The organism is Rubrivirga sp. SAORIC476 (assembly GCF_002283555.1).
Classification (GTDB): Bacteria; Bacteroidota; Rhodothermia; order Rhodothermales; family Rubricoccaceae; genus Rubrivirga.
In genome coordinates this window covers 358549-381247 of sequence record NZ_MVOI01000003.1, presented here as the reverse complement: position 1 = coordinate 381247, position 22699 = coordinate 358549, and the positions used below count along the sequence as shown (strand labels likewise).

Sequence of the window (22699 nt, the reverse complement as noted above, 5' to 3'; positions counted from 1 at the left end):
CTAGCCTCCCTCCCGATCCCCTCCATGCCAGAGTTCCGATTTAGCGGCGTCGCCCAAGGCGGACAATCCGTCCAGGGGACGGTCTACGCGCCCAACAAGAAGGCCGCCCAGAAGAAGGTCACGGCGCTGTCCGAGCGCCACACGTTTACGCTGCGCGACCTCGAGCAGCGGATGATCTTCAAGTACAAGATCAAGCACCCCTCTGGCAAGATCGTCGAGGGCGAGCAGAAGGCGTACGCCGAGGAAGAGATCCGGAGCGCGCTGGAGCGGATGGGCATGGAGGTCGTCTCTATCCAGAAGAACCTGTTCGCCTTCAACCGGAAGCCCCCGACGGGCGACGTCATCATGTTCGTGCGCCTGGCGTCGAACCTGCTGATGGAGAAGATGGCCTTCACGGAGGTGATGAACCTCCTGATGACCGACATCTCGTCGAAGCCTCTGAAGCAGGTCCTGCGCGACATCTCGTCCGACCTGAAGGGGGGCATGGAGGCCAAGCAGGCCTTTATGAAGCACCAGGAGGCGCTCGGCAAGTTCACCTCCTACATGCTCGGCGTGGCCAGCCAGTCGGGCAACATGGCGGAGATCTACGAGGCCACCGCCCGCTTCCTGGAGCGCCGCGACGAGTTCAAGAAGAGCGTCAAGAGCGCGCTCATCATGCCGGCCGTCACCATCCTGGCGACCATCGGCGTGTTCATCTGGTACGTCTGGTACATCGTCCCGGAGACGGCGGGCCTCTTCGCGACGTTCGAGGGCATCGAACTGCCGCCGCTGACGACGTTCTCGCTGGCGATGAGCGCCTTCCTGGACAAGTGGATGGGCGTCATGGGCGTCATCTTCGTGCTCGCTGCCGCAGGCGGCGTCGCCTGGGCCCGGACCCCGAAGGGCCAGTTCCTGATCTCGAAGCACATGATCCGGATTCCGGTCATCGGGGGGCTGCTCCACAAGCTCAACATCGAGGTGTTCTGCCGCGTGTTCGCGATCCTGTACTCGGGTTCGGGCGAGAACCTGGAGGTCATCAAGGTGGCCGCCGAGGCGTCGGGCAACCGGTACATGGAGCACCAGATCAAGACGATCACCATCCCGGCCATGATGGGCCAGGGCGCCGGCCTCGTCGAGTCGATGGAGGCCTCCGGCGTGTTCACCTCGATGACGCTGTCGCGCTTCAAGACGGGCGCCGAGACGGGCGCCGTGCGCAAGAGCGCCCAGCAGATGGCCGACTACTACGAGCGCGAGACGTCGCTCAAGCTGAAGACCGCCGTCGAGACCATCCAGACCTTCGTGGGCCTGTTCATCGGTGTGATGGTCGGCTTCCTGACGGTCCTCTCGGCCGAGACCGCCCTCATCCGTCCGTCCTCGACCGACATCATGGGCGTCTAGCCCAGGGACTGCCCCCACTGATCCATGCCACCACTTTCTCCTCCGTACGGGTCCTCTGCCGTCATGCCCTCCGCCCCTCGGGGAGGAGGCGAGCGGCGGCCGGAGCCGGGCGCCAGCAGCGCGGTCGCGCGCACGGTCAGCCCGTCGCAGGGCCCGGCCGGCGCGGTCCCGCCGCCGCCCGTCGCCCAGGCTCAGGCGTACTCCCACGTCCAGGACCGCGTCGTGCAGGCGCTGCTCCGGCGCGGGCTCGTCACCGCCGAACAGGTCACGGCGGCGGAGGTGGCGCGCAAGAACGCCAGCAGCCGTGACCCGCTCTGGCGGAGCCTGGTCGGCCAGAAGGGCGTCGACCGGAACCACGTCTTCGAGCAGGCCGCGGCGACGTATGCCTTCCGGCTCGCGCCGGTCAAGGACCGCGAGCCCGAGGCGGAGTTCGCCAAGACCGTCATCGAGTCGTTCGAGGAAGTGCTCGGCGACAAGCTGATCGAACTCAAGGCCGTCCCGTACGCTTACGCTCAGGACCAGCCCTCCGGCATCCTGAAGCTCGTCTTCATCACGGAGGACCCGATGCGGCCGGAGCTGCAGAAGGTCATCAACGGGCTGGAGCTGGAGCGCTTCGAGCTGTGCTACGCGCCCGGCGACGTCGTCGACCGCGTCATCGCGGAGGCCTTCCCGCGCAAGAACGAGTTCCTGGAGCGACTCGCCGAGACGGACTCGCCGGATCTCGACTTCGGCATGTCGTTCGAGAGCGGCGAGAAGGGCCTCGTCGACGAGGACGCGCTCGAGGCCGAGATCTCGCAGTCGGCGCTGCTCAACCTGACCGAGGCCATCCTGGTGGAGGGCGTCCGGATGGGCGCCTCCGATATCCACATCTGGCCGAACGCCAACCGGCAGACCGAGGTCCACTTCCGCGTGGACGGCCGCCTGGCGCACTGGCACACCGAGACGCGCGGCCACCCGGAGGCGCTGCTGGCCGTGTTCAAGGACGCCGCCCTCAACGTGGACCGCTTCGAGCGCGACATGGCGCAGGACGGCTTCATCCAGCGCAAGATCGACGGCACGCTCATCCGGTACCGAGTGAGCATCCTGCCGATCGCGAACGCCAACCCGGAGGTCCGCGCCGAGTCCATCGTCATCCGAATCCTGGACGACCGGAAGGTGATCACGGACCTCTCCAAGCTGGGCCTGCTGGAGGGCGCGCTGGAGCAGTTCAACAAGGCCATCCGCCGCCCGCACGGCATGGTGATCCTGACCGGCCCGACGGGCTCGGGCAAGTCCACCACGCTCGTCGCGGCGCTGTCCAACGTCGTCACGCCGGAGGTGAACGTGCTCACGGTTGAGGACCCGGTGGAGTACATCATCCCCGGCGTCCGCCAGATCAAGCTGTCCCACAAGCTGTCGCTGGAGGGCGCCCTGCGCGCCATCCTCCGCCACGACCCCGACGTGGTCATGGTGGGCGAGATGCGTGACAAGGACACCGCCGAGCTGGCCATCAAGCTGGCCAACACGGGCCACCTGACCTTCTCGACGCTCCACACCAACGACGCCCCGAGCGCGGTCTCGCGACTTTACAAGATGGGCCTGGAGCCCTTCCTGATCGCGTACGCCATCAACCTGGTCGTGGCCCAGCGCCTGATCCGGACGCTCTGCTCCGACTGCAAGCGCCCACAGACGCAGTTCGACCCGATCCTGATGACGGAGCTCGGCTTCAAGCCCGAGGACATCCGCGAGGTGACGGTCTACGAGGCCGCCACGGGGACGTCGTGCCCGTCGTGCAAGGGCAAGGGCTACAAGGGCCGCCGGGCGTGTGCCGAGGCGCTCTACTTCACGCCCGCCATCCAGGCCGCCATCGTCGGCGCGGGCGGCAAGATCAACGAGGAGGAGATCCGCCAGATCGGCGAGAGCGAGGGCATGCTGACCCTGGCCGCCTCGGCACGCGTGCTGGTCCTGCGCGGCGAGGTCTCCGTCGAAGAGATGCTCCGCGTGACGGCAGGCGAGCACTGACCGGAGGCCGCCCGCGCCCGGCCGGGCGCGGGCCCGGAGGCGGCCGGGCGCAGGCCACGGGAGGGGGCGTCGGTGAAGCCCGGATGCACGATCCGGCAGGCCACGCGGGCCAAACGCTGTAAGGAACAGGGGGATGGAACCGCGACGCGTCAATAGGGGCGAGGTGGTTCACAGGTGGGACACCCCCGGCGATATGTCGAGGACCTTTGTCCCGGCTCTCACCGGTAGGCTCACATGCCCCAAACCCTGCTCGCGCTCCTGGCGCTCGTCCTCGCCTCGTTCCTGACGTTCAACCAGCAGCGGTTGACGATGCGCTCGCATCAAAACCTCGTCTCGGACGAGGTCGAGCTGGCGGCGGCCGGGCTGGCGTCTGAGATCGTGGCCTTCATCGACGGGCGCTCGTTCGACGAGAACACCACCCCCTCGGCGATCCGCGATCGAAACGGCTCCATCCCGGACGACCCGTCGCAGTTCTCCGACGGGACCACCGCGGGCGGGACCGACCGGGGCGACGACGACTGCAACCTGCTCTTCCCCGCCCTCACGCCGGACTGCGACGACGTCGACGACGTCTCCTGGGACGCGGACGAGGAGGACAGCATCGAGTGGCGCGCGGTCCAGGTGGACCTCTCCCACGGCCGCTCGCTCCCCTTCGAGGTGCGCACGCAGGTCTACTACGTGGACAACCCGAACAGCATGGTCGAGGCCGACGACCCGACCCGCCACAAGCGCATCCTGATCGACATTCGCTCGCCCTACGCGGGCACCGACGAGGGCCTCTACCGCGCCACGCGCGTGGTCTCCTACGACCCCGTCAAGGCGGAGATGGACTACGAGAACTCCGAGTACTACGACCCCACCTATGGCGGTGGCGACGGAGAAGGCGGCGGGACCACCTCGGAAGAGCCGTCCCCCTGAGGCTGAGCCTCCGCTGGCCCACCACGACCCCACCTCCACCACACCCGGCTCCTCCTTCGCATGCAGTTCCTCCTCGACAACCTCATCGCTGTCATCGTCGCCGGCGTGCTCATCCTCGGCCTCCAGGTCACGCAGGTCCGCTCTCAGCACGCCAACATCGAGCAGGTCGCGTCCCACTCGGTCAAGGCGAAGACGCTCATCTTCGGCCAGTGGGTCGAGGAGGACGTGATGAACATCGGCGCCAACTTCGGCGAGAACCTGTACCGGTTCGAGGAGCCGACCGTCGACGCGATCAACGGCAACGCCACCGAGTGGGTGTTCTACAGCGACACCACCGCGACCGACGGCACCGACAGCCGCATCTTCAAGCGCTACCGGCTCGTGGAGACCGGCATGGCGGAGTTCGCCGACACCACCTACCAGATGTACCGCGTCCTGCGCGACTCGGCGGTGGTGGACTTCGACTCGGACGGCGACCCGCCTGCGTTGGGCGACGTCTCCACGAGCGACTGGACGCTCAACACGCGCAGCATCGGGACGCTGTCCTTCTTCCAGGTCCACCTGCTCGACCGGTCCGGCGAGACGCCCCGGACGCCCACGGGCGAGGTGGACGTCTACAAGGTCGATTTCATCCGGGTCCGCTTCGGGGTCGTCCCGGAGTACGTCCTCAAGCCGGACAACTACATGCGCGAGCTCTACTGGGTCAAGACCATGAAGGTGCGGCCCTACTGGGTCCCGCCGCCGTCCACCCAGTCGTAGCCCACCACGCCGCCCCCGGCTCTTTCTGACACGCACACACCACCACTCCAATGGGAAAGGCTTTACTCGTCCTCGTGCTCGGTTCAGGGTTGATCCTGACCAAGCAACTCGTCTCCACGCAAGAAAGCGAAGCGCGCACCTCCAAGGACCAGCGCGCCTACCAGGAGGAAGTCATCGCGCGTGAGATCGCGGCCTCGGCGTTCAACGTCGGCATGGGCGAGCTCCGCGCCTTCGGCGAGGAGGTCCACGCCGGGACCATCGCCCTCAACGGCCCCAACAACCGGGGCCGGAGCGGCACCTACTCGACGGGCCGCTTCACGGGCGGGTCCTACACCGTCAAGGCCCAGCTGACCTCCGGCCACAGCGTCCGCGTGGTGGCGACCGGGACCTTCGGCGAGGCAAGCTACACCATGCACGACGAGTACCGCGTGCACGTCCTGACGGCCCGCGAGGGCGGCATCGTGGACGTGTCGTTCATCGAGTCGATGGCCGGGTACTGCTCGGCGGTGTACTACCAGGCCTACACCCTGGACATGGAGGAGGGCGAGGAGCCAGAGCCCATCATGCTCTTCGCGCCCGACAACCGGGACCGGAGCGTCGCCCGCCCGGCCCGCATGATCTGGGTCGAGCCCGGGACCCAGATGAACTTCTTCATCGGGGTCGACAAGAACTGCTCTACACGGCCTACGAAGGAGATGCCGACGTGCCAGGCGCGTGCGCACGCGCGGAACAACACGGTTCGCCTCTCGGACTTCGACTACATCCACAGCGCGTTGGTCGTCTCGGCGGGCAACCTCGGCGAAGTCGAGGAGGACATCTGGGCCTACGTCGAGCAGAAGCCGGGCGCCCGCGACACGTGGCGGATCGGCTGGGAGGACATCCACAACACGTCCTGGGACAACCCGACATCCACGGACCCGCGCAACAGCCTCCAGGGGCTCAAGATCTACGGCTACGACGGCACCGGCTGGCCGGACGCGAACGCCGACGGCTATCGCCTCCTCCGTGACTACGGGAGCCGCCCCGACCTCTCCGATCAGGTGATCGAGGTGCACGTCATCCGCCCGTCGGACGCCGAGTACCAGGAGACCGTGGACTCCTACCACGACCAGCAGGACGAGTGCGGAGAGGTCGAGGACGAGGTCCCGGACCTCCCCGACCCGACGACGGAGCCGGACCCGGACACCGATCCGGACCCGGACACCACCCCCGATCCGGATCCCAACCCCACCCCCGATCCGGACCCCGAGCCGGAGCCGGAGCCGGACACCGACCCGGACGACGACGACAACGACGCTTACAACGATTACGCGTGCAGCTGCACGAAGAACAACACCAAGAACAACAAGAACCCGGTCCTGCACCGGCCGCCGGGCAACGAGTCCAACGAGCAGCTCCTCTGCCTCCCGGACCCGGCCACGCGGACCCACCTCCGGCAGCACAATGACATCGTGCTGTCCTGCACGGTGAGGTAGCCAGGCCTGCCGATGCGCGCCCTCCGACGCGCGAGCGAGCCCTGCGGGGGCGGTCGATCTGCGGCCGCCCCCGCGTCTGTTTTGGCGCGTCTTGGGGAGGCGCGAATGGGCTTCGTCCGTGGAGCGCCAGGGTTACCAATCGTGCCCCCGATGGGTCGAAAGCGCGCCCGGACAGGGGCCAAGACGATACCGCACGGGCCAATTCCCGCCCTGGCCGGTCTGGCCCGGCCCTTGCCGAGATCCTGTCGACGCTCCCTCCCGCACTTGTGACTTCGCCCCCTTCCTTCCCGCAGGCCCCTGGCTTCGGCGGCCCGACGGCCCCCGGCACCCTGCCCGCCTGGTCCACTCCGATGGGGGCGCCCGGCGCACCCGAGCCGCAGGCCCAGGTGCCCGGCTTCGGCGACGTCGACAGCGACGGGTTCCACCGGATCCCGTCGTTCGTCCGCCCGCTGGCGCGGAGCGCGCCGAAGCTGCTCGTGGGGGAGGACCGGCTGAAGTTCTACGCCGAGCAGGTCGCCCGGCTCTCCATCGACCAGCGGGAGCAGCTGCGCAGCTTCGTCGAGCAGTACGTGGGGAAGATGCACACCATGGGCGCGAGTGACCTCGACATGGGCGGCCCGGCCACGCTCGGCCGCGTCTGGTACCGCGTCGACGGCGACAAGACGCCCCACTTCGAACTCGGCATCGCAAGCAACGACGAGGTCGACATCCTGATCCTCAACCTCCTCTCGGAACGCAACCAGGACGACCTCTGGGAGGTGCAGTCGGCCGACTTCTCGTACCAGCTCGACGGCGACAACGGCCTCCGCAAGCGATTCCGCTGCACGGCCTACTACGACAACCAGCACCTCGGCGTGTGTTTGCGCGCCATCAACGAGGAGGTCCGCCCGCTGGACGGGCTGGGCTTCCACCCGGTGATCCAGAAGGGCGTCCTGTTCTCGAACGTGCGGAGCGGGCTCGCGCTGGTGACCGGCGTGACCGGCTCCGGCAAGAGCACCACGCTGGACGCCATCATCGACGCCAACAACCGCGACTTCGACGGCCACATCGTCATCATCGCGAAGCCGCTCGAGTACGTCCACAACCCGCAGCGCTGCATCATCCGTCACCGCGAGGTGGGCCCGGACGTGCCGTCGTTCAAGATCGGCGTCAGCCAGGCGCTCCGCCAGGACCCCGACATCATCATGATCGGGGAGATGCGCGACCCCGAGACCATCGACTCGGCCATCGAGGCGGCCGACACCGGCCACAAGGTCTTCTCGACGCTCCACACCGCCAGCGCCGTCGAGTCCATCGACCGCATCGTGGCCGAGTACCCGCCCTTCGAGCAGGAGCGCGTCCGCTCCCGCCTGGCCGACGTGCTCAACTGCGTCGTCTCGCAGAAGCTGCCGCCGAAGGCGGGCGGCGGGCGCGTGCTCGCCAAGGAGGTCCTCTGGGTGACTGCCTCGGTGCGCGCGGCCATCAAGAACGACAACACCAACGAGATCTACCAGATGATGTGGGAAGGCACGCGCCAGGGCATGGTGACCCTGGAGCAGGACCTGTTTCGCCTCGTCCGTGAGCGCAAGATCACGCCCGAGACCGGCCTCCAGTACTCGAACAACAAGCGCCGCTTCCAGCAGCTGATGCAGACGGCCTAGCCGTCCCGCCCGCCCCGGACCGACCCCGCCCCCCATGAGCGACAACTTCATCTTCCCCGACGACCCCGACGGGTTCTCCTCTGAGTCCTTCGGGTCCGAGTCTTTCGGGCCCGAGTCCTTCGGGCCTGGCGATGGCGCCTCCGACCAGGCGGCCTCGCCGGCCTTCCCGGCCGGCGATCTCGCCGACGACGGCGTCTTCCTCGGCGGCGGCGCCTACGACGACATCCCGGTGGACCCCGACCTCGCCTTCGGCGCCGAGGCGGGCACCCTCACCGACGGCACCGGCGGCGACCCGCTCGCGGTCTCGTTCTCGGAGGCCGAGCCCGGCCCCGACGCCGCGCCCCCCAGCCGCCGCGGGCGCGAGAAGAAGTCCTCCCGGCGCGGGCGCGTCAAGGACGGCCTCGTGCTCGGCATCCACGTGACGCCGAAGCAGGTCTACGGCGTCCTCGTGCGGCCCTCCGCCGACGGCTACGAGCCGCTGCGGCAGTTCGTCCGCAACCGGGCCGAGAGCCAGTACGGCCAGAGCCCGCTCAGCCCCGACGACGTGGAGCTGGAGGAGGCCACGCTCGCCGTCGGCGCGGAGGACCCGTCCATCCAGTTCGGTGGCTCGGGCGAGATCGACTTCTCGGCCGAGTTCGCGGGCATGGGCGTGGTGACGGACGCGGCCTTCGACACGACGGCCACCGCGGGCGACATCAGCCAGGAGGCCCAACCGATCATCTTCGAGCTCCGGGACATCCTCGAAGAGTGCACCCAGGCGGGCTTCGCGCGCCCGACGCTCTCCTTCACGATCGATGCGCCCGACGTGGCGTACGCCGAGCTGTCGGTGCCCCCGGAGAAGAAGACCAAGGCCAAGAAGGCCAAGAAGAAGGGCAAGGGCGACGCCCCGGCCGCGCCCGGCGCCGACGGCCTCAAGGAGAGCGCCTCGACGCCCGTCAAGCGCGAGCGCCTCCTGGAGCTCCTGCCCGACTTCGGCACGCCGGTCAGCAAGGACCGCGTGGCGTTCTTCCCCATGTCGCCCCGTGATGGCCTGCGGCGCTACCTCGCCGTGGCTCCGACCGGCAGCGAGCCCGTGGCCGAGTCCGTGGGCATGCTCCGCGAGCAGTCCGCCCATCGCAAGACGGTCATCAAGACCCTCGAAGGCGAGGTCCCGCTGCTGATCGGCCTCGTGCGGATGACGCTCGTGCCGGACACGCACGAGAACACCGCCATCGTCCGGGTGGGTGCGGAGGACACGATCGTCCTCCTGCTGACCGGCAACCAGCTGCATCACTACGAGATGATGCAGTCCGTGACCGCCTTCGACGGGCCGGACACGATCTGCTCGCGCGTGCTGCTCCAGCAGGACGTCCAGGGCGTCGGCACGGTCCACAACGTCGTCGTGATCTCGGAGGAGCGGGAGAAGGAGCTCGTGCAGGGCTTCGCCGCGTTCTACCCCGAGGCGCGCGTCGAGACGCTCCGCGAGGGCCTCGCCCGACAGGGCTTGGTGGGCCCCTACGGTCCGCTGGCGCCGATGCTCGTCGGGGCTGCCGGTGCCGCGGTCGCGGGCCACCGGGTCCGCCAGAAGGACAGCCCCTTCGAGGACGCCAACCTGCTCCCCGCCGCGCTGCTGAAGCGCAAGCGGAAGCTGGACCTGTCGTTCGGCTGGCACACGCTGGTCGTGGCGATGCTGCTGTTCCTGAGCGTGATCTACTTCAGCTACCTCTACGTCTCGCAGGACGGCGAGATCGCGCAGGCGCAGCAGACGCTCGCCGAGTTCCCGCCCGAAGCGCAGCTCTCGGTGCCCCAGCTCCAGGCCCGCATCGACAGCCTACGGAACCGCCAGGTGGCGCTGACGGCCGCCCTCGGTGCTCTCGACTCGCTGCTCATCGACACCGACCGCTGGACGCAGACGATGCTCCGCACCACGCGGGCAGCGTCCCAGACCGGTGGCATCTGGATCGAGGAGTGGGCGCCGACCGGCTCCGAAATCGCCCTGTCGGGCTTCTCCACGACCCGCGCCAACGTGGTGGGCCTGGCCCAGCGCCTGGACGCCACCATCGAGGAGACCATCTTCGACGAGGTCCGCGAATACCCGGTCTACAAGTACCGCCTCCGGTTCACGCAGCCCCCGGAGCTGCCCCAGATCACCCGCGTGCTGCGCGAGCAGTCGGGCATGCCCGATGTGGGGGCGCCCCCGGCGCCGCTCGACGGCCTCGGCGACGGGTCGGCCGGTGCCGCGCCGCCGCCGCCGCCCGGCACTCCGGAGACCTAGGCCTCCCGCTCTCACTCCCTGACGGCTCCCCTCGACGGCCCCCGCGCCCCGACGACATGTCCAACGAAGTCCTCAACACCCTCATCCTGTCCGTCTTTCTGGCTGCGGCCGGCGGCGGCGGCTACTACGTGACCCAGCGGGTCCAGCCCGAAGAGCTCGACCGCATCGAGACGGAGATCGAGGCGCTCGAAAGCCGCGAGGCGGAGGTCGAGACGCTGATCGCCGAGGAGGCCGCGGCCAGCGAGGAGGCCTCGGCCACGCTCGCCCGCTGGAACACGCGCTACAAGGTGCTGCCCTCGCAGCTCTCCTCGGCCGACGTGGTGGCGTACCTGAACGCCCTCTCGGGCAGCGGCTTCCACCGCTTCGACCTGTCGCTGACGGGCGTGACGCCCGGCCAGACGGCGTCCTACTACACGTACCAGGTGACCGGCGAGGCCTACTTCGAGAGCCTCTTCGCCTTCCTCTGGAACGTGGAGAACAGCCGCGGCCTCTACCGCATCCGCGACCTGTCGGTCAAGAAGAACGTCTCCACGATCGGTGGCTCGGGCGAGGGCAACGGGCCCGGCCGGCAGGTCATCCTGGCCGAGTTCGCGTTCGCCGTGGATGCGTTCTACAGCACCAACCGCGACATCTCGGCGCCGGACAGCGCCATCACGCCGCCGCCGGAGGCGTTCCCGTCGCGCCGCGCCGCGGTCAACCCGTTCTTCCCGTTCATTCTGGAGACGCTGCCCAACAACGTCGACGACCTCGTCGACCCCGAGCAGAACCCGCTCGTGAGCGTCATCGGCGGTACGGCCGTTTTCGAGCGCGGCGGCGAGCTGCGCCAGCTCCGCTCCGGCGACCGCGTCTACCTCGGCCGCATCGCCAACGTCGACCCGACCCGAGCCCGCGTCGTGGTGGACTACAACCGCGGCGGCATCCGCGAGCGCGTCGAGATCGACCTGGAGACGGGCGAGCGCTACCGCCAGGCGCTCGGTCGGCAGACGCTCTCGCCGTCCCGCGGCTCGGTCCCGGCCGGCCCCACCCTCGACGCCCCGCCGCCCGCGCCCGGCACGCCCGAGGCGATCGAGGCCGGCACCTACCAGAGTGCCGAGATCACGCCTCGGACCCCCCAGAACTAGGCCTCCCACGCCGTCCCTCCCCGCGTCATTCCCCCCCTGACATGACCTCGACCTCTACTTCTCGCCGCGTCAGCCGCACCCGCCTCGGGCCGGTGCTGGCGCTCTTCGCCGCGCTGTTCGTCGCCATCCCGGCGCTGTCGCCCGTCGCGCTGGTCCACGGCCAGGTGGTCCGCGGCTACGTGCCGCCGGACGAGCTCGTCTCGTTCCCCTCGACGACGCCGATGAACCAGTTCTTCCGGCTCATCAACCCGACGTTCCAGCGCGTCACCGGCAAGCGCGTCGTGGATCCGCAGGACCGCACCGAGCCGATCGGGGTGGCGCTCAACGGCGTCCACTTCATCGACGCCTTCGAGCTGGTGCTCGACCGCCAGCAACTCGACTTCTCGGAGTCGGAGGGCTACTTCATCGTGACCGAGCCGCAGATCGTCGCCACGACGACCGACGGCGCCTCGGGCGCGGCCATCACGGCCGTCCAGCCGGTCGCTGGCGGCCCCGTCGGCGGCGCAGGCGTCGCCGAGCTGCCCGCCACCGCGGAGACGCGCGAGATCCGCATCGACGCGGTCATCTTCCAGCTCAACTCGCAGCGCGCCCGCGAGGTCGGCACCAACTGGGGCTCGCTCTTCGGCCAGGCGGCCGGGGCGTCCAGTGGGTCCGGGGGCAGCACCGGGAGTGGCTCCCAGAACGGCACCCAGTTCTTCGTCAACGCGGGCTCGTTCTTCGACGCGCTCGACGGCTTCCTGGAGGCCTCCTCGGACCGCGTCGAACTGTCGACCATCCTGAACCTCTTCCGCTACTTCGAGACCCAGGGCTACGGCCAGACCATCGCGACGCCGTTCACGGTCGTGCAGAGTGGGGAGCAGGGCCGGATGCAGAGCGGCCAGGACATCCCGGTCACCGTCCGCGACTTCCAGGGCAACGCCATCACGCAGTTCTTCTCGACGGGCACCATCATCGACGTCACGCCGACGCTGATCGTGGACGAGCGCGAGGGCGCCCCGGTGGAGTTCATCCACCTCAACGTCAAGGTCGAGAAGTCGACCGGCGTCCCGTCCGGGGATGGCATCGCGATCAACAAGGACGACATCTCGACGCAGCTGCCGCTGCTCTCGGGGGAGATGCGCGCCATCGGCGGCCTGACCTCGACCGACGAGTCTACCTCCCGCCGCGGCATCCCGATCCTGAAGGACCTCCCGCTGCTCAAGTACCTCTTCTCGTACGAGTCGACGACGGTCCAGCAGAATGAGATCATCATCGTGCTGCGCGCCCGCGTGGCGGACGACCTCCGCACGCGGATGGGCCGGGAGCTGCCGCGCGGCCTGATGGAGCAGGAGCGCCGCGACGCCGAGGAGCGCGTCCGGATCTTCGGCGCCGAGCCGGCCGAGGTGCTCCAGGACACGGACATCCAGGTGCGCGAGCGCTAGACCACACGTGACGCAGGGACGCCCGCCCCGGGGACCACACGGTCTCCGGGGCGGTCTGCGTTTGAGGCTTCGGCGGGGATCTTGTGAACCGCCCCGCACGTCCATCGGCGGTGTACCTTAGACGTAGTCCAGACAAGCCCCTCCCGGTGACCGACTCGTTCGACCATGCCGCCCCGGTTTCGTCCTTCCCCGCAGGGAAGACGGTCCGCCTGTGTTTCATGGGCCTCGACGAGCCGACGTGCGCGCGGCTGCGCGAGCTGGGCGTCCGCGAGGGCTGCGACGCCTGCGTGATGGCGACCGGAGACAAGTGCGTGCTCGGGCTGGGCGCCGCCCGCGTGGCGCTGCGCCGCGAGGTGGCGATGGGCCTCTTTGCGACCGACACCAGCCGGTAGAGCGCCGAGTCGCTGCCGTCGACCCTCGGACATGGAGACCCATGTCCCACCCCCCTGATTTCCCGATTCTGTGACGCTCGACGCACTCGCCCCCGGCGCCACCGGTACCGTGACCGGCTACACCGGCGACCTGCCGGCCCGCCTCCTCGAGATGGGACTCGTGCCCGGGACCGTGGTTGAGGTGGTCCGCCTCGCGCCCCTGGGCGACCCGATGGAGCTGAAGGTCCGCGGCTTTCTGCTGTCGGTGCGGAAGGCCGAGGCCGCCCACGTCGAGATCGAGGCGGCCTGATGGACACCGCCGCATCGCCCCCCGTCCGCTCCGTCGCGCTGGCGGGCAACCCGAACGTCGGCAAGACGACGCTCTTCAACGCGCTCACGGGCGCGCAGCAGAAGGTGGCCAACTACCCCGGCGTGACCGTCGAGCGGACGTCGGGCCGGATGCTGGACACGGCGGTCGAGGTGATCGACCTGCCGGGCACCTACAGCCTCAACCCCAAGTCGATCGACGAGCGGGTCGCGTTCGACGCCCTCGTCGGGCGCATCGCGGGCGAGCCCGCGCCCGACGTGGTGGTGTGCGTGATCGACGCGACCAACCTGGAGCGCAACCTCTACCTCGTCACCCAGGTCCTCGACCTCGGCCTGCCGACCGTCGTGGCGCTCAACATGACCGACGCGGCCACCGAGGCGGGCATCTCCGTCGACGCTGCGGCGCTCTCCGAGAAGCTGGGCGTGCCCGTGGTGCCGACGGCCGCCCGCGTGGGCGAGGGCATCGACCGGCTCACGGCGGCCGTGCTGGACCCGCCGCCGCCCGCCGACGGGGTCGGCTGGGAGGTGATGCCAGCGGTCGCCGCCGTGCTGGACCCGCTCGAAGACCTGCTGCCCGACCACCTCTCGCACGCGCGCCGTCGCGTCGAGGCGCTCGGGGCGCTCACCTCGGACCCACTCCTGGCCCCTTGGGCCGACCGCGATCCGGCGTTCCACCAGGCGGTGCTCGACGCTCGCGCCGACATGGACGCGCGGCCGGTGCCGTACAAGATGGCCGAGATGACCGGGCGCTACGGCTGGATCAGCCCGGTCGCCGCCGCGGTCGTCCGCCACACCGCCGAGGCGGGCGAGGAGACCCTCTCCGACCGCATCGACGCGGTCGTGACGCACCGCATCTGGGGGCCGCTCATCTTCGGCGCCGTCCTGCTGCTCATCTTCCAGGCCGTGTTCTCGTGGGCGACGCCCGCGATGGACCTCATCGAGTGGCTCGTGGGCGTGACGGGGGAGGGGCTCCGGGCGGTCCTGCCGGACGGCGTCCTGGAGGACGTGCTCGTGGAGGGCGCGCTCTCGGGCGTCGGCAACGTGCTGGTGTTCCTACCCCAGATCCTGCTGCTGTTCTTCTTCCTCGGGCTGATGGAGGACACCGGCTACATGGCGCGGACGGCGTTCATCATGGACCGCGCGATGCGGCGGGTGGGCCTCAGCGGCGCGTCCGTCGTGCCGATGCTCTCGGCCTACGCGTGCGCCATCCCCGGCATCATGGCCGCGCGCACGCTGGCCGACGAGCGCGACCGCATCATCACCATCATGGTGGTCCCGTTGCAGGGCTGCTCGGCGCGGCTGCCGGTGTACGTGCTGTTCATCGCCGCCTTCATTCCCTCAGGCGCCCTCTTCGGGGTCGTCGGGTATCAGGGGCTGGCGATGACCTCGCTCTATGTGCTGGGCACGCTGATGGCGTTCGTCTCGGCGTGGGTGCTGCGGCGGTTCGTGTTCAAGGGCGAGGGCTCGTCGTTCGTGATGGAACTGCCGCCGTACCGGCTCCCCCAGCCGATGTACCTGTGGCGGCGGATGCGCGACCGCGCGAAGGTGTTCGTCGTGCGGGCGGGCAAGATCATCTTCGGGCTCAGCATCGTGCTCTGGTTCATGGCGAGCTACCCGAAGGTGGACCTGCCCGCCGACCTCGCCGCTCGCTCGGCCGAGGCCGACGCAGCCGTGGAGCGGGCCACCGAAGCGCTCGTGCGCATCGACCCGAACGGCATCGAGGCGCAGTTGGAGGGCTCGCAAGCGCACCAGCTTCAGTCGGCCCTGGACGCCGCCGACGCCGAGCAGCTGGTGGCGGCCAACGCGGTCGCCAGCTACCAGGTGCAGAACAGCCTCATCGGCCGCTTCGGCCACGCCATCGAGCCGATCATGCGCCCGCTCGGGTTCGACTGGAAGATCTCGGCGGGCATCGTCGCCAGCTTCGCCGCGCGCGAGGTCATCGTGTCGGCGCTGGCCACCATCTACAGCGCCGGGGCGGACGCCAACGAGGAGAGCCTCGCTCTCCGCGACGCCATCAAGGCAGACACCTACGCGGACGGCACGAAGGTCTTCACGCCCCTCGTGGCGGTCAGCCTGATGGTGTTCTTCGTCTTCGCGCTCCAGTGCATGAGCACGCTCGCCATCGCGAAGCGGGAGCTCAACTCGTGGCTCTGGCCCGCCGTGATGTGGGGCTACATGTTCGGCCTCGCGTACGTGTTCTCGTTCGCGATCTACCAGGGCGGCAAGCTGCTGGGGCTGGGGTGATCGGCCGGAGGGAGGGTTCCATCCTGACCGATGGGGCGCGGCGGCGGGCTACTCCGCCGCGTCGATGCCGAGGTGCTGCGTGAATGCATCGCGGCGGGAGCGGCTCAGCCGCAGCCGTGTCCCGTCCGCCAGGCGCACCGAGTAGTCGCCGCCCGCAGCCGTCAGGATGGCCTCCACCCGGTCGATGCGGACGATGGTCGAGCGGTGGATGCGGAAGAAGCGCGCCGGGTCGAGGCGCTCCTCCAGCGTCTGCATCCGCTCGCGGACGACGTAGACGTCGCTCCCCGTGTGGACCTCGGCGTAGGGCCCGTCGGACGCGATGTAGTCGATGGCGTCGACCGGTACCAGGCGCGTCTGGCCGCGCATGTCGACGGCGATGCGCTCCAGGTAGGCCTGCGAGGGCGGAGGAGGGGGCACCGACCCGCCGAGCAGGCTCGCGAGGCGGTCGCGGAGCGTGTCGACCTCCCGGAGGCGGACGGCGTCGCGGGCGCGGGCCAGCGCCTGCGCGAACCGGTCGTCGTCGTAGGGCTTGAGGAGGTAGTCTACCGCTGCCACGTCGAAGGCCGCGAGCGCGTGCTGGTCGTACGCCGTCACGAACACGACGGCCGGCATCGCCTCGGGGCCGACCTCGCGGACCACGTCGAGGCCGCTCAGGCCGGGCATCTGCACGTCGAGGAAGACGAGGTCGGGCGCGTGCTGGGCGATCGCGGCGACCGCCTGCCGCCCCGTGCCCGCCGTGCCGACCACCTCCACCTCGGCGGCGCGTGCGAGCAGGTCGAGCACACGCTGGCGGGCCAGCGGCTCGTCGTCCACGACGAGGATGCGCAGGGGCTCAGGCATGGGAGACGCGGGGCACCGCGGTCATCACGCCGTCGCCCGACGTGGGCGCCTGGCGGTACGGCAACGCGACCTCCGCGATCACGCCCGAGCCGTCGGCGTCCCGGAGCGTCAGCACCCCGTCGGCCCCGTAGAGGGCGTCGAGGCGCGCGCGCGTGTTCTGCAAGCCGACCCCGCCCGAGCCGCCCTGCCCGTCCGCGACTCCGCCGAGGCCGGGGCCGTTGTCCTCGACCGTCAGCACGAGGCGGTCTCCGTCACGCCGGCCGGTCAGCCGGATGCGCCCGACGCCCTCCTCAATGCTCCGGATGCCGTGCCCGACGGCGTTCTCGACGAGTGGCTGGAGCAGCAGCGGCGGCACGAGCGCGTCCAGCAGGTCGGACGCGACGGCCTCCTCGACCTCCATCCGGCCTTGAAAGCGGACGCGCTGCACGTCGAGGTAGTCGCGCAGGAAGGCCATCTCGTCGCGGAGCGGCACCTCGGCCGCGCCGTCGTCGTCGAGCACGCGGCGCAGGAGCGACGACAGGCGCGCGATCATGGTCCGCACTCCGGCCGGGTCGCGCTCGACGAGCGCGCTGACCGCGTTGAGCGTGTTGAACAGGAAGTGCGGGTTGAGCTGCATGCGGAGGGCCGACAGCCGGGCCTCGGAGAGCTGGGCCTCCAGTCGCGCGCGGTCGGCGAGGAGGTGCTCGGCCTCGATCTGTCGCTCGCGCAGCCGGAGGAGCGCGTGCCGCGTGTACCCGACCGCCAGCACGGCGAGGTAGATGATGAACTCGTCCAGGAACCAGAGGCCCTGGAACGCGCCCCCCAGGGTCCACTCGAACCCCTCGGGCGGTCCGGCCGCGTCGGGGCTACTCAGGAGCGGGCGCAGCACGCCGCGGGTCACCCACTCGATGAGCAGCGCCAGCGCCACCCCCAGGAGCAGCTGCGCCGAGAGCCGCCGGAGCCAGGTGTCCCGCTCGGCGCCCCACCGCGCGGCGACCCAGAACACGACCGGCGTCAGCAGGGCCCAGAAGCCGTACTCCGCGAGCGTCTCGATGACGTCGCCGACGGGGATGCCCTCGGGGTGCCACGGCCCGACGGCCCGCCGGACCACCGACAGGACGCCGAGGATCAGCCAGAAGCCGACCGCCGCCAGCGCTTCGGCGCGGCGCGACCAGGGGCGGAGAGGGGTGGACGGGACCGTCATGCCTCAAGGTAGAGTCCCGACGGGCCGGGCCCCAGATCCTCTCCGACGCCGCCGTGCGATTCGTGACGCAGACGTGCGATTCGTGTTGCAACAAGAAACGGGGTGGCGTACGTGCCGATTCACCCCGCACATCCTCTCCAACCCCTCCGATGTTTCGTCTTTACGCCCTGCTCCTCACGACGCTGCTGGCGCCCGGCGCGCTCGCCCAGACCAGTACCCTGACGGGCCGCGTGGTCGACGGCGACTTCCCGATGCCGACCGCCTCGGTCGCCGTCTGGCAGATCGCTGGCACCGACTCGACGCTGGTCGGCGGCGCCACCACCAACATCGACGGCGTCTTCCGCATCGAGAGCCTGCCGACGGGGACCTACGACGTGGTGGCCAGCTTCGTCGGCTACGACCCCGGCCGCCTGGAGGGCGTGGTGGCTGAGGCGGGGGAGACCGACCTCGGGACGATCGCGCTCGTGCCCAGCGCCGAGGCGCTCTCGGAGGTCCGCGTGACCGCCGAGCGGACGCAGGTCCAGACCCGCATCGACCGGACCGTCTACGCCACCGCCGACGACCCCGTCGCTGACGGCGGCTCGGCGACCGACGTGCTCTCGACGCTCCCCTCGGTGGACGTCGACGTGGACGGCAACGTGTCGCTGCGGGGCGCGGGCAACGTGGCCGTGTTCATCAACGGCCGCCCGGCACCCGTCCAGGGCGACTTCCTCGCGTCCTACCTCCAGAGCCTGCCCGCGGGCTCCGTCGAGCGCGTCGAGATCATCCCCAATCCGTCCGCCGCGTTCGAGCCCGACGGCGTCGGCGGCGTCATCAACATCGTCCTGAAGCAGAACGCCGACCGCGGCCTGGGCGGGACCGTGACCGCCGGGACCGACTCGCAGGGGGGCTACGACGCCACCGGCGCGGTCACCTACGGCCGCGGCCCCTGGTCGCTCGCCGCCACCTACGGCTACCGCAACGACGCCCGCCCCGGCGGCGGCGACGGCTTCCGCATCAACCGCTTCGAGGACGACCCGACGCAGCGGCTCGAAGAGGAGACCGACGAGCGCGCGCGCATCTCGAACCTCCTCAACCTCTCTGCCGACTACGCCCTCAGCCGCGCGACCACGATCACGTCGCAGCTCCAGCTCGGCACCCGCAGCGGCGACGAGACCGAACTCGGAACCACCTTCGTCGAGTCGCTCGACGGCACGCCCGTGTTCGGGTACGGCCGCGAGGTCACCGAGGTGGAGGACGGCCAGTCGCTCGACGCGCGTCTCGGACTCGTCCAGCAGTTCGGCGAGGGCCACCGGCTCACCATCGAGGGGCGGGCCGACGTGTCGGATGAGACCGAGGCCAACACGTACCTCGAAACCCTTCTCAGCGGCCAGGGCGACCTGACGGCGGCCCGCCGGGCCGACCAGACCGAGCTCGAACGCGAGGGCTCGGTCCAACTCGACTACACCCGCCCGCTGGGCGCGCTTCGCATCGACGCGGGCTACAAGGGCGACTGGGAGCGGCTCGAGAGCGGTCTCGCCGCCGACTCGGCAGATGCCAGCGGGGGCTTCGTGCCCGACCTCGGGCAGACCAACACGTTCGACTTCGCCCAGACCGTCCAGGCGCTTTACGTCCAGGCGGGCGGCGAGTGGGGGCCGTTCGGCGCGCAGGCCGGGCTCCGGTTCGAGGACGCCCAGACCACCTTCGACCTGCTGACGACCGGCGAGACGTTCGACAACGACTACCGGAGCCTCTTCCCGAGTGCCTTCCTCTCGTTCGCGCCCTCCGACGCGACCACCTTCAAGGCCAGCTACAGCCGCCGCGTCAACCGGCCGCGCACGCGCGCTCTGAACCCGTTCCCGTCCTTCGACGACCCGCTCAACATCCGCCAGGGCAACCCGGCGCTGAAGCCCGAGTACGTCTCGGCCTTCGAGGCCGGCGTGACGCAGTTCGTGTCGTGGGGCTCGGTCTCGCTGACGCCCTACTACCGCCACACGACCGACGTCATCCGCCGCTTCCTGACCATCCGCGAGGACGGGGTGACGGTCCGCACGTTCGAGAACCTCGACACGTCCGACTCCTACGGCGTCGAGCTGGTCTCATCGTTCGAGGACATCGGCGGGCTGAGCGGGTACGCGAGCCTGGAGGGCTTCCGCCTCAAGACCGACGGCACCACGACCTCGACCGGCGACGTGGCGAGCGACGGCTTCAGCTGGGGTGGGCGGATGAACGCGACCTACCGCGTCGGCGACCGGCTCGGACTGGGCGGGCTCGACCTCCAGGCGACGGCCCGCTACAGCGCGCCCATCGAGACCGAGCAGGCGCGCATCGACTCGCGCATCTCGGTCGACCTCGCGCTCCGCCAGAAGCTTCTCGACGACCGCGCCTCGCTGACGGTCCAGATCCGCGACCCGTTCAACCAGAATGGCTTCGCCTACACGCTCGACCAGCCGGAGCTCTTCCAGGAGCTCTCCCGCACGTGGGGCGGCCGGCAGGTGGGCGTGACGTTCTCGTACGCCTTTGGCCAGCAGGAGCGCCGCGGCGACCGCGACGGCGACGAGCGGGGCCAGGGCGACGGCGGCGAGTTCCAGGGCGAGGGCTTCCAGCCGCAGCCGTAGTCGCGCTCGGCCCGCCTCGGCACCGAGGCGGGCCGGACGCGAGGCGACCTGATCGGCGCCGACGAGCCGAGAAGACGGCGACCCAGGATGAGGGATTCACCCGGCGGGGTTTCAACATTCGCCTCCCGCCCGGGCCTATATGGGGAGATCTTAGCCCCTTCGATCTCTTCGCCTCGATGGTTCGCCCGCTTGCTCGCTCCGTTCACGTTCCGGTCCGGAACCGTTGGTACTGGAGCCTGCTTGTGGTCCTCGGAGCACTGATTGCGCCCGCTGTCCTTGCACAGATGGCCCCCGAGGACTCCGTGTTCGAGCGGGTCGGCAGAGAGGCTGAGCTAGAGCCGGGGGCGGAGACCGCCCAGCTCGAAGCCCTCCTCCTGGGGCTGACAGACCTCGGGCGGGACCCCTCCTGGGTAGGGCTGCTCTATGACGAGACCCGCGACCCAGACGCCCTCCGCCCGACGTGGTACGTCATCCGGTCCGACTCGACCGTGTGGGTCCGGTCGCCGGAGGGCGAGTCGGCCGTGCTCGATCCCTACATCGTGACCAAACTCGGCGACTATGTAGGCGATGAGACGGGGTACAGCGAGGCCCAGGCCGAGGGGTTCGGCTGGGGCTCCTACGATGGCCGGTTCCACATCTACGCCGCCCGTGGCTTCAGGCCCTGGGTCGCGATCGCCCTGCTGGCGTACCTCGTGGTCGGTACCGTGAGCGTGCTCGCGTGGCTGGCGTGGGCGTTGCGCCGGTCTCAGGCCCGCGCGCGGGCACTCGCTGAGAGCCGACGGCGCCTCGCCGACGCGCGCGAGACGGAGCGCCTCCGGATCGCCCGCGAGATCCACGATGGTCCTGTCCAGGACCTCCACGCCCTCCGGCTCCACCTCGGCGCCGGAGCGCTCGCGGACTCGGTCGACCCCGACGTGATCGGGATCATCGACAGCCTCCGTGCCATCGGAGAAAACCTCCGCCCGCCCAGCCTCGACACGATGGGTCTCGACGTGGCTGTCCGCTCCTTCATCGGCCGCTTCGAGCGGACCTTCCCTTTCATCAAGACGGACCTCGTCATCGACGGCGAAAAGCCGGCGCTCGATCCGGCCGCAGCGCTGACCCTGTTCCGCGTCATCCAGGAGTCGATGAACAACGCGGCGCAGCACGGGGACCCCGAGTCCGTTTCCGTCCTGCTCGTTTACGGCGCCGAGGCGGTCCAGGTCGTCATCGAGGACGACGGCGCGGGGTTCGATGTCCCCGCCGACGTCGGGTCGCCCCAGGCATCGCCTGAGGGACACTACGGGCTGATCGGGATGGCGGAGCGCGCCGAGTCGGTCGGCGGCACGCTTCGGATCCTGCGCGGCGAACGTGGGGGGATCCGAGTCGCGTTCGAGATCCCAGGGGCCCGTGCCTTCGCCGACCCGGTACAAATCGACTAGGAGGTCGGTAGGTGTCGAGGGAGTACGAGGGGAGGAGGCCACCTATTTTTGGCGGCCTCCCTACCTATGTCGCCATGCGCTATCTCCCCGTCCTCCTCGTCGCATTCGCTGCCGCCGGTTGTGACACATCACCCACCTTCACCACGCTCCAAGACGCAAAAGCCAGCGAGCAGGGCGAAAGTGGACAGGGCGAGGAGGTCGTCCTCGCGACCTATGACTTGGTAGGTGTGGACTCCCTGGACACGTGGTATGACCTCTGGGACCCTGCAGGGGTGGGGGACCACACCGTTACGTTCTACCACAACGGCGCCGAACTCATTGCGTACCGCTACACTCAGGTCGGGTCGGAGACCTCGGGCGTCATGAAAATCGAGACTCGCTGGCCTGGCATCAATCGTGAGAAGGTGGAGTTCGTCTTCGAGAATGAGGGTGTCGAAATGCTCCGCAATGAGCTCGTCGCATCGGCGCCGCTTGATTTCGTGGCAGCCGGCCAGATGAAGTACAACGGTACGTCCATTCACAAGAAGCCCGGATCGATCCGCATGGATGTCGGCTATGGTGAGGCCGCCGCCGGATGGTGCCGGCCCCCGAGGGATCGGCGGCAAGTGGCCATCCCGACGGTGACCTGCACCCACATGGGTGTCGAGACCAACATGCCGATGCCGGATGCGGACTCGGTCCTGGTGACGAGCAAAGTCTCGGGCGCCCAACTCTACCCCGTCGAGGGCGGCAACACGACGAGCGAATAGC

The 22699-nt window shown here is 69.6% G+C and carries 17 protein-coding genes; 15 read left to right on the top strand and 2 right to left on the bottom strand.

Going from position 1 to position 22699, the window contains the following annotated elements:
- The first annotated feature begins 24 nt into the window (after positions 1-24).
- The 12 genes from B1759_RS03460 (at position 25) to feoB (ending at position 15908) form a co-directional block, all read left to right on the top strand.
- On the top strand, positions 25-1377 hold the full coding sequence (locus B1759_RS03460; protein WP_095513641.1) for a type II secretion system F family protein: 1353 nt from the start codon (positions 25-27) through the stop codon (positions 1375-1377).
- A gap of 63 nt (positions 1378-1440) precedes the next feature.
- Entirely contained in the window at positions 1441-3378 is a 1938-nt protein-coding gene (locus tag B1759_RS03455) for a GspE/PulE family protein (RefSeq protein WP_198948740.1), read from the top strand.
- 234 nt (positions 3379-3612) lie between these two features.
- Positions 3613-4296, top strand: a complete 684-nt coding sequence (locus B1759_RS03450; protein ID WP_095513639.1) for a hypothetical protein — start codon at positions 3613-3615, stop codon at positions 4294-4296.
- 60 nt (positions 4297-4356) lie between these two features.
- Entirely contained in the window at positions 4357-5055 is a 699-nt protein-coding gene (locus B1759_RS03445) for a hypothetical protein (RefSeq protein ID WP_095513638.1), read from the top strand.
- A 50-nt stretch (positions 5056-5105) separates the two neighbouring features.
- The gene (locus tag B1759_RS19915; RefSeq protein WP_198948739.1) at positions 5106-6530 is read left to right on the top strand and encodes a hypothetical protein; all 1425 of its coding nucleotides are present in this window, start codon (positions 5106-5108) and stop codon (positions 6528-6530) included.
- Positions 6531-6796: 266 nt separating this feature from the next.
- The gene (locus B1759_RS03435; RefSeq protein ID WP_198948738.1) at positions 6797-8170 is read left to right on the top strand and encodes a type IV pilus twitching motility protein PilT; all 1374 of its coding nucleotides are present in this window, start codon (positions 6797-6799) and stop codon (positions 8168-8170) included.
- A gap of 34 nt (positions 8171-8204) precedes the next feature.
- Positions 8205-10424 (top strand): PilN domain-containing protein, encoded by a 2220-nt coding sequence (locus tag B1759_RS03430; protein WP_095513636.1) that lies wholly within the window; start codon positions 8205-8207, stop codon positions 10422-10424.
- Positions 10425-10480: 56 nt separating this feature from the next.
- The gene (locus B1759_RS03425; protein ID WP_095513635.1) at positions 10481-11545 is read left to right on the top strand and encodes a hypothetical protein; all 1065 of its coding nucleotides are present in this window, start codon (positions 10481-10483) and stop codon (positions 11543-11545) included.
- Positions 11546-11586: 41 nt separating this feature from the next.
- Positions 11587-12966 (top strand): type II and III secretion system protein, encoded by a 1380-nt coding sequence (locus B1759_RS03420; RefSeq protein ID WP_095513634.1) that lies wholly within the window; start codon positions 11587-11589, stop codon positions 12964-12966.
- Between the two features lie 146 nt (positions 12967-13112).
- Positions 13113-13358 (top strand): FeoA family protein, encoded by a 246-nt coding sequence (locus B1759_RS03415; protein WP_198948737.1) that lies wholly within the window; start codon positions 13113-13115, stop codon positions 13356-13358.
- A 70-nt stretch (positions 13359-13428) separates the two neighbouring features.
- A complete protein-coding gene (locus B1759_RS03410; protein ID WP_095513633.1) occupies positions 13429-13647 on the top strand; it encodes a FeoA family protein in 219 nt (72 codons plus the stop codon).
- On the top strand, positions 13647-15908 hold the full coding sequence (gene feoB, locus B1759_RS03405; protein WP_095513632.1) for a ferrous iron transport protein B: 2262 nt from the start codon (positions 13647-13649) through the stop codon (positions 15906-15908). The genes B1759_RS03410 and feoB overlap by 1 nt, the downstream gene beginning before the upstream one ends.
- Before the next feature lie 48 nt (positions 15909-15956).
- Here feoB and B1759_RS03400 read toward each other — a convergent pair whose 3' ends face one another.
- Positions 15957-16748 (bottom strand): LytTR family DNA-binding domain-containing protein, encoded by a 792-nt coding sequence (locus B1759_RS03400; RefSeq protein ID WP_095513631.1) that lies wholly within the window; start codon positions 16746-16748, stop codon positions 15957-15959.
- Positions 16741-17931: a sensor histidine kinase gene (locus B1759_RS03395; protein WP_095513630.1), complete on the bottom strand. Its 1191-nt coding sequence runs from the start codon at positions 17929-17931 to the stop codon at positions 16741-16743. Before B1759_RS03395 ends, B1759_RS03400 begins: the two co-directional genes overlap by 8 nt.
- A gap of 149 nt (positions 17932-18080) precedes the next feature.
- Here B1759_RS03395 and B1759_RS03390 point away from each other — a divergent pair, with 149 nt between their 5' ends.
- From B1759_RS03390 to B1759_RS03380, 3 genes are all read left to right on the top strand, one after another.
- On the top strand, positions 18081-20528 hold the full coding sequence (locus tag B1759_RS03390) for a TonB-dependent receptor domain-containing protein (protein WP_095513629.1): 2448 nt from the start codon (positions 18081-18083) through the stop codon (positions 20526-20528).
- Positions 20529-20812: 284 nt separating this feature from the next.
- Positions 20813-21949, top strand: coding sequence for a sensor histidine kinase (locus tag B1759_RS03385; protein ID WP_158225105.1), 1137 nt, complete (start codon positions 20813-20815; stop codon positions 21947-21949).
- Positions 21950-22023: 74 nt separating this feature from the next.
- Positions 22024-22698 (top strand): hypothetical protein, encoded by a 675-nt coding sequence (locus B1759_RS03380; RefSeq protein ID WP_095513627.1) that lies wholly within the window; start codon positions 22024-22026, stop codon positions 22696-22698.
- Position 22699 lies beyond the last annotated feature (1 nt).

Excerpts from the sequence above, each read along its gene's own strand:
- B1759_RS03425 (WP_095513635.1), top strand. The coding sequence starts at position 10,481 with ATGTCCAACGAAGTCCTCAACACCCTCATCCTGTCCGTCTTTCTGGCT.
- B1759_RS03450 (WP_095513639.1), top strand. The coding sequence starts at position 3,613 with ATGCCCCAAACCCTGCTCGCGCTCCTGGCGCTCGTCCTCGCCTCGTTC.
- B1759_RS19915 (WP_198948739.1), top strand. The coding sequence starts at position 5,106 with ATGGGAAAGGCTTTACTCGTCCTCGTGCTCGGTTCAGGGTTGATCCTG.
- B1759_RS03430 (WP_095513636.1), top strand. The coding sequence starts at position 8,205 with ATGAGCGACAACTTCATCTTCCCCGACGACCCCGACGGGTTCTCCTCT.
- B1759_RS03390 (WP_095513629.1), top strand. The coding sequence starts at position 18,081 with ATGTTTCGTCTTTACGCCCTGCTCCTCACGACGCTGCTGGCGCCCGGC.
- B1759_RS03420 (WP_095513634.1), top strand. The coding sequence starts at position 11,587 with ATGACCTCGACCTCTACTTCTCGCCGCGTCAGCCGCACCCGCCTCGGG.
- B1759_RS03395 (WP_095513630.1), bottom strand. The coding sequence starts at position 17,931 with ATGACGGTCCCGTCCACCCCTCTCCGCCCCTGGTCGCGCCGCGCCGAA.
- B1759_RS03455 (WP_198948740.1), top strand. The coding sequence starts at position 1,441 with ATGCCCTCCGCCCCTCGGGGAGGAGGCGAGCGGCGGCCGGAGCCGGGC.
- feoB (WP_095513632.1), top strand. The coding sequence starts at position 13,647 with ATGGACACCGCCGCATCGCCCCCCGTCCGCTCCGTCGCGCTGGCGGGC.
- B1759_RS03445 (WP_095513638.1), top strand. The coding sequence starts at position 4,357 with ATGCAGTTCCTCCTCGACAACCTCATCGCTGTCATCGTCGCCGGCGTG.
- B1759_RS03385 (WP_158225105.1), top strand. The coding sequence starts at position 20,813 with ATGGCCCCCGAGGACTCCGTGTTCGAGCGGGTCGGCAGAGAGGCTGAG.
- B1759_RS03460 (WP_095513641.1), top strand. The coding sequence starts at position 25 with ATGCCAGAGTTCCGATTTAGCGGCGTCGCCCAAGGCGGACAATCCGTC.
- B1759_RS03380 (WP_095513627.1), top strand. The coding sequence starts at position 22,024 with ATGCGCTATCTCCCCGTCCTCCTCGTCGCATTCGCTGCCGCCGGTTGT.
- B1759_RS03400 (WP_095513631.1), bottom strand. The coding sequence starts at position 16,748 with ATGCCTGAGCCCCTGCGCATCCTCGTCGTGGACGACGAGCCGCTGGCC.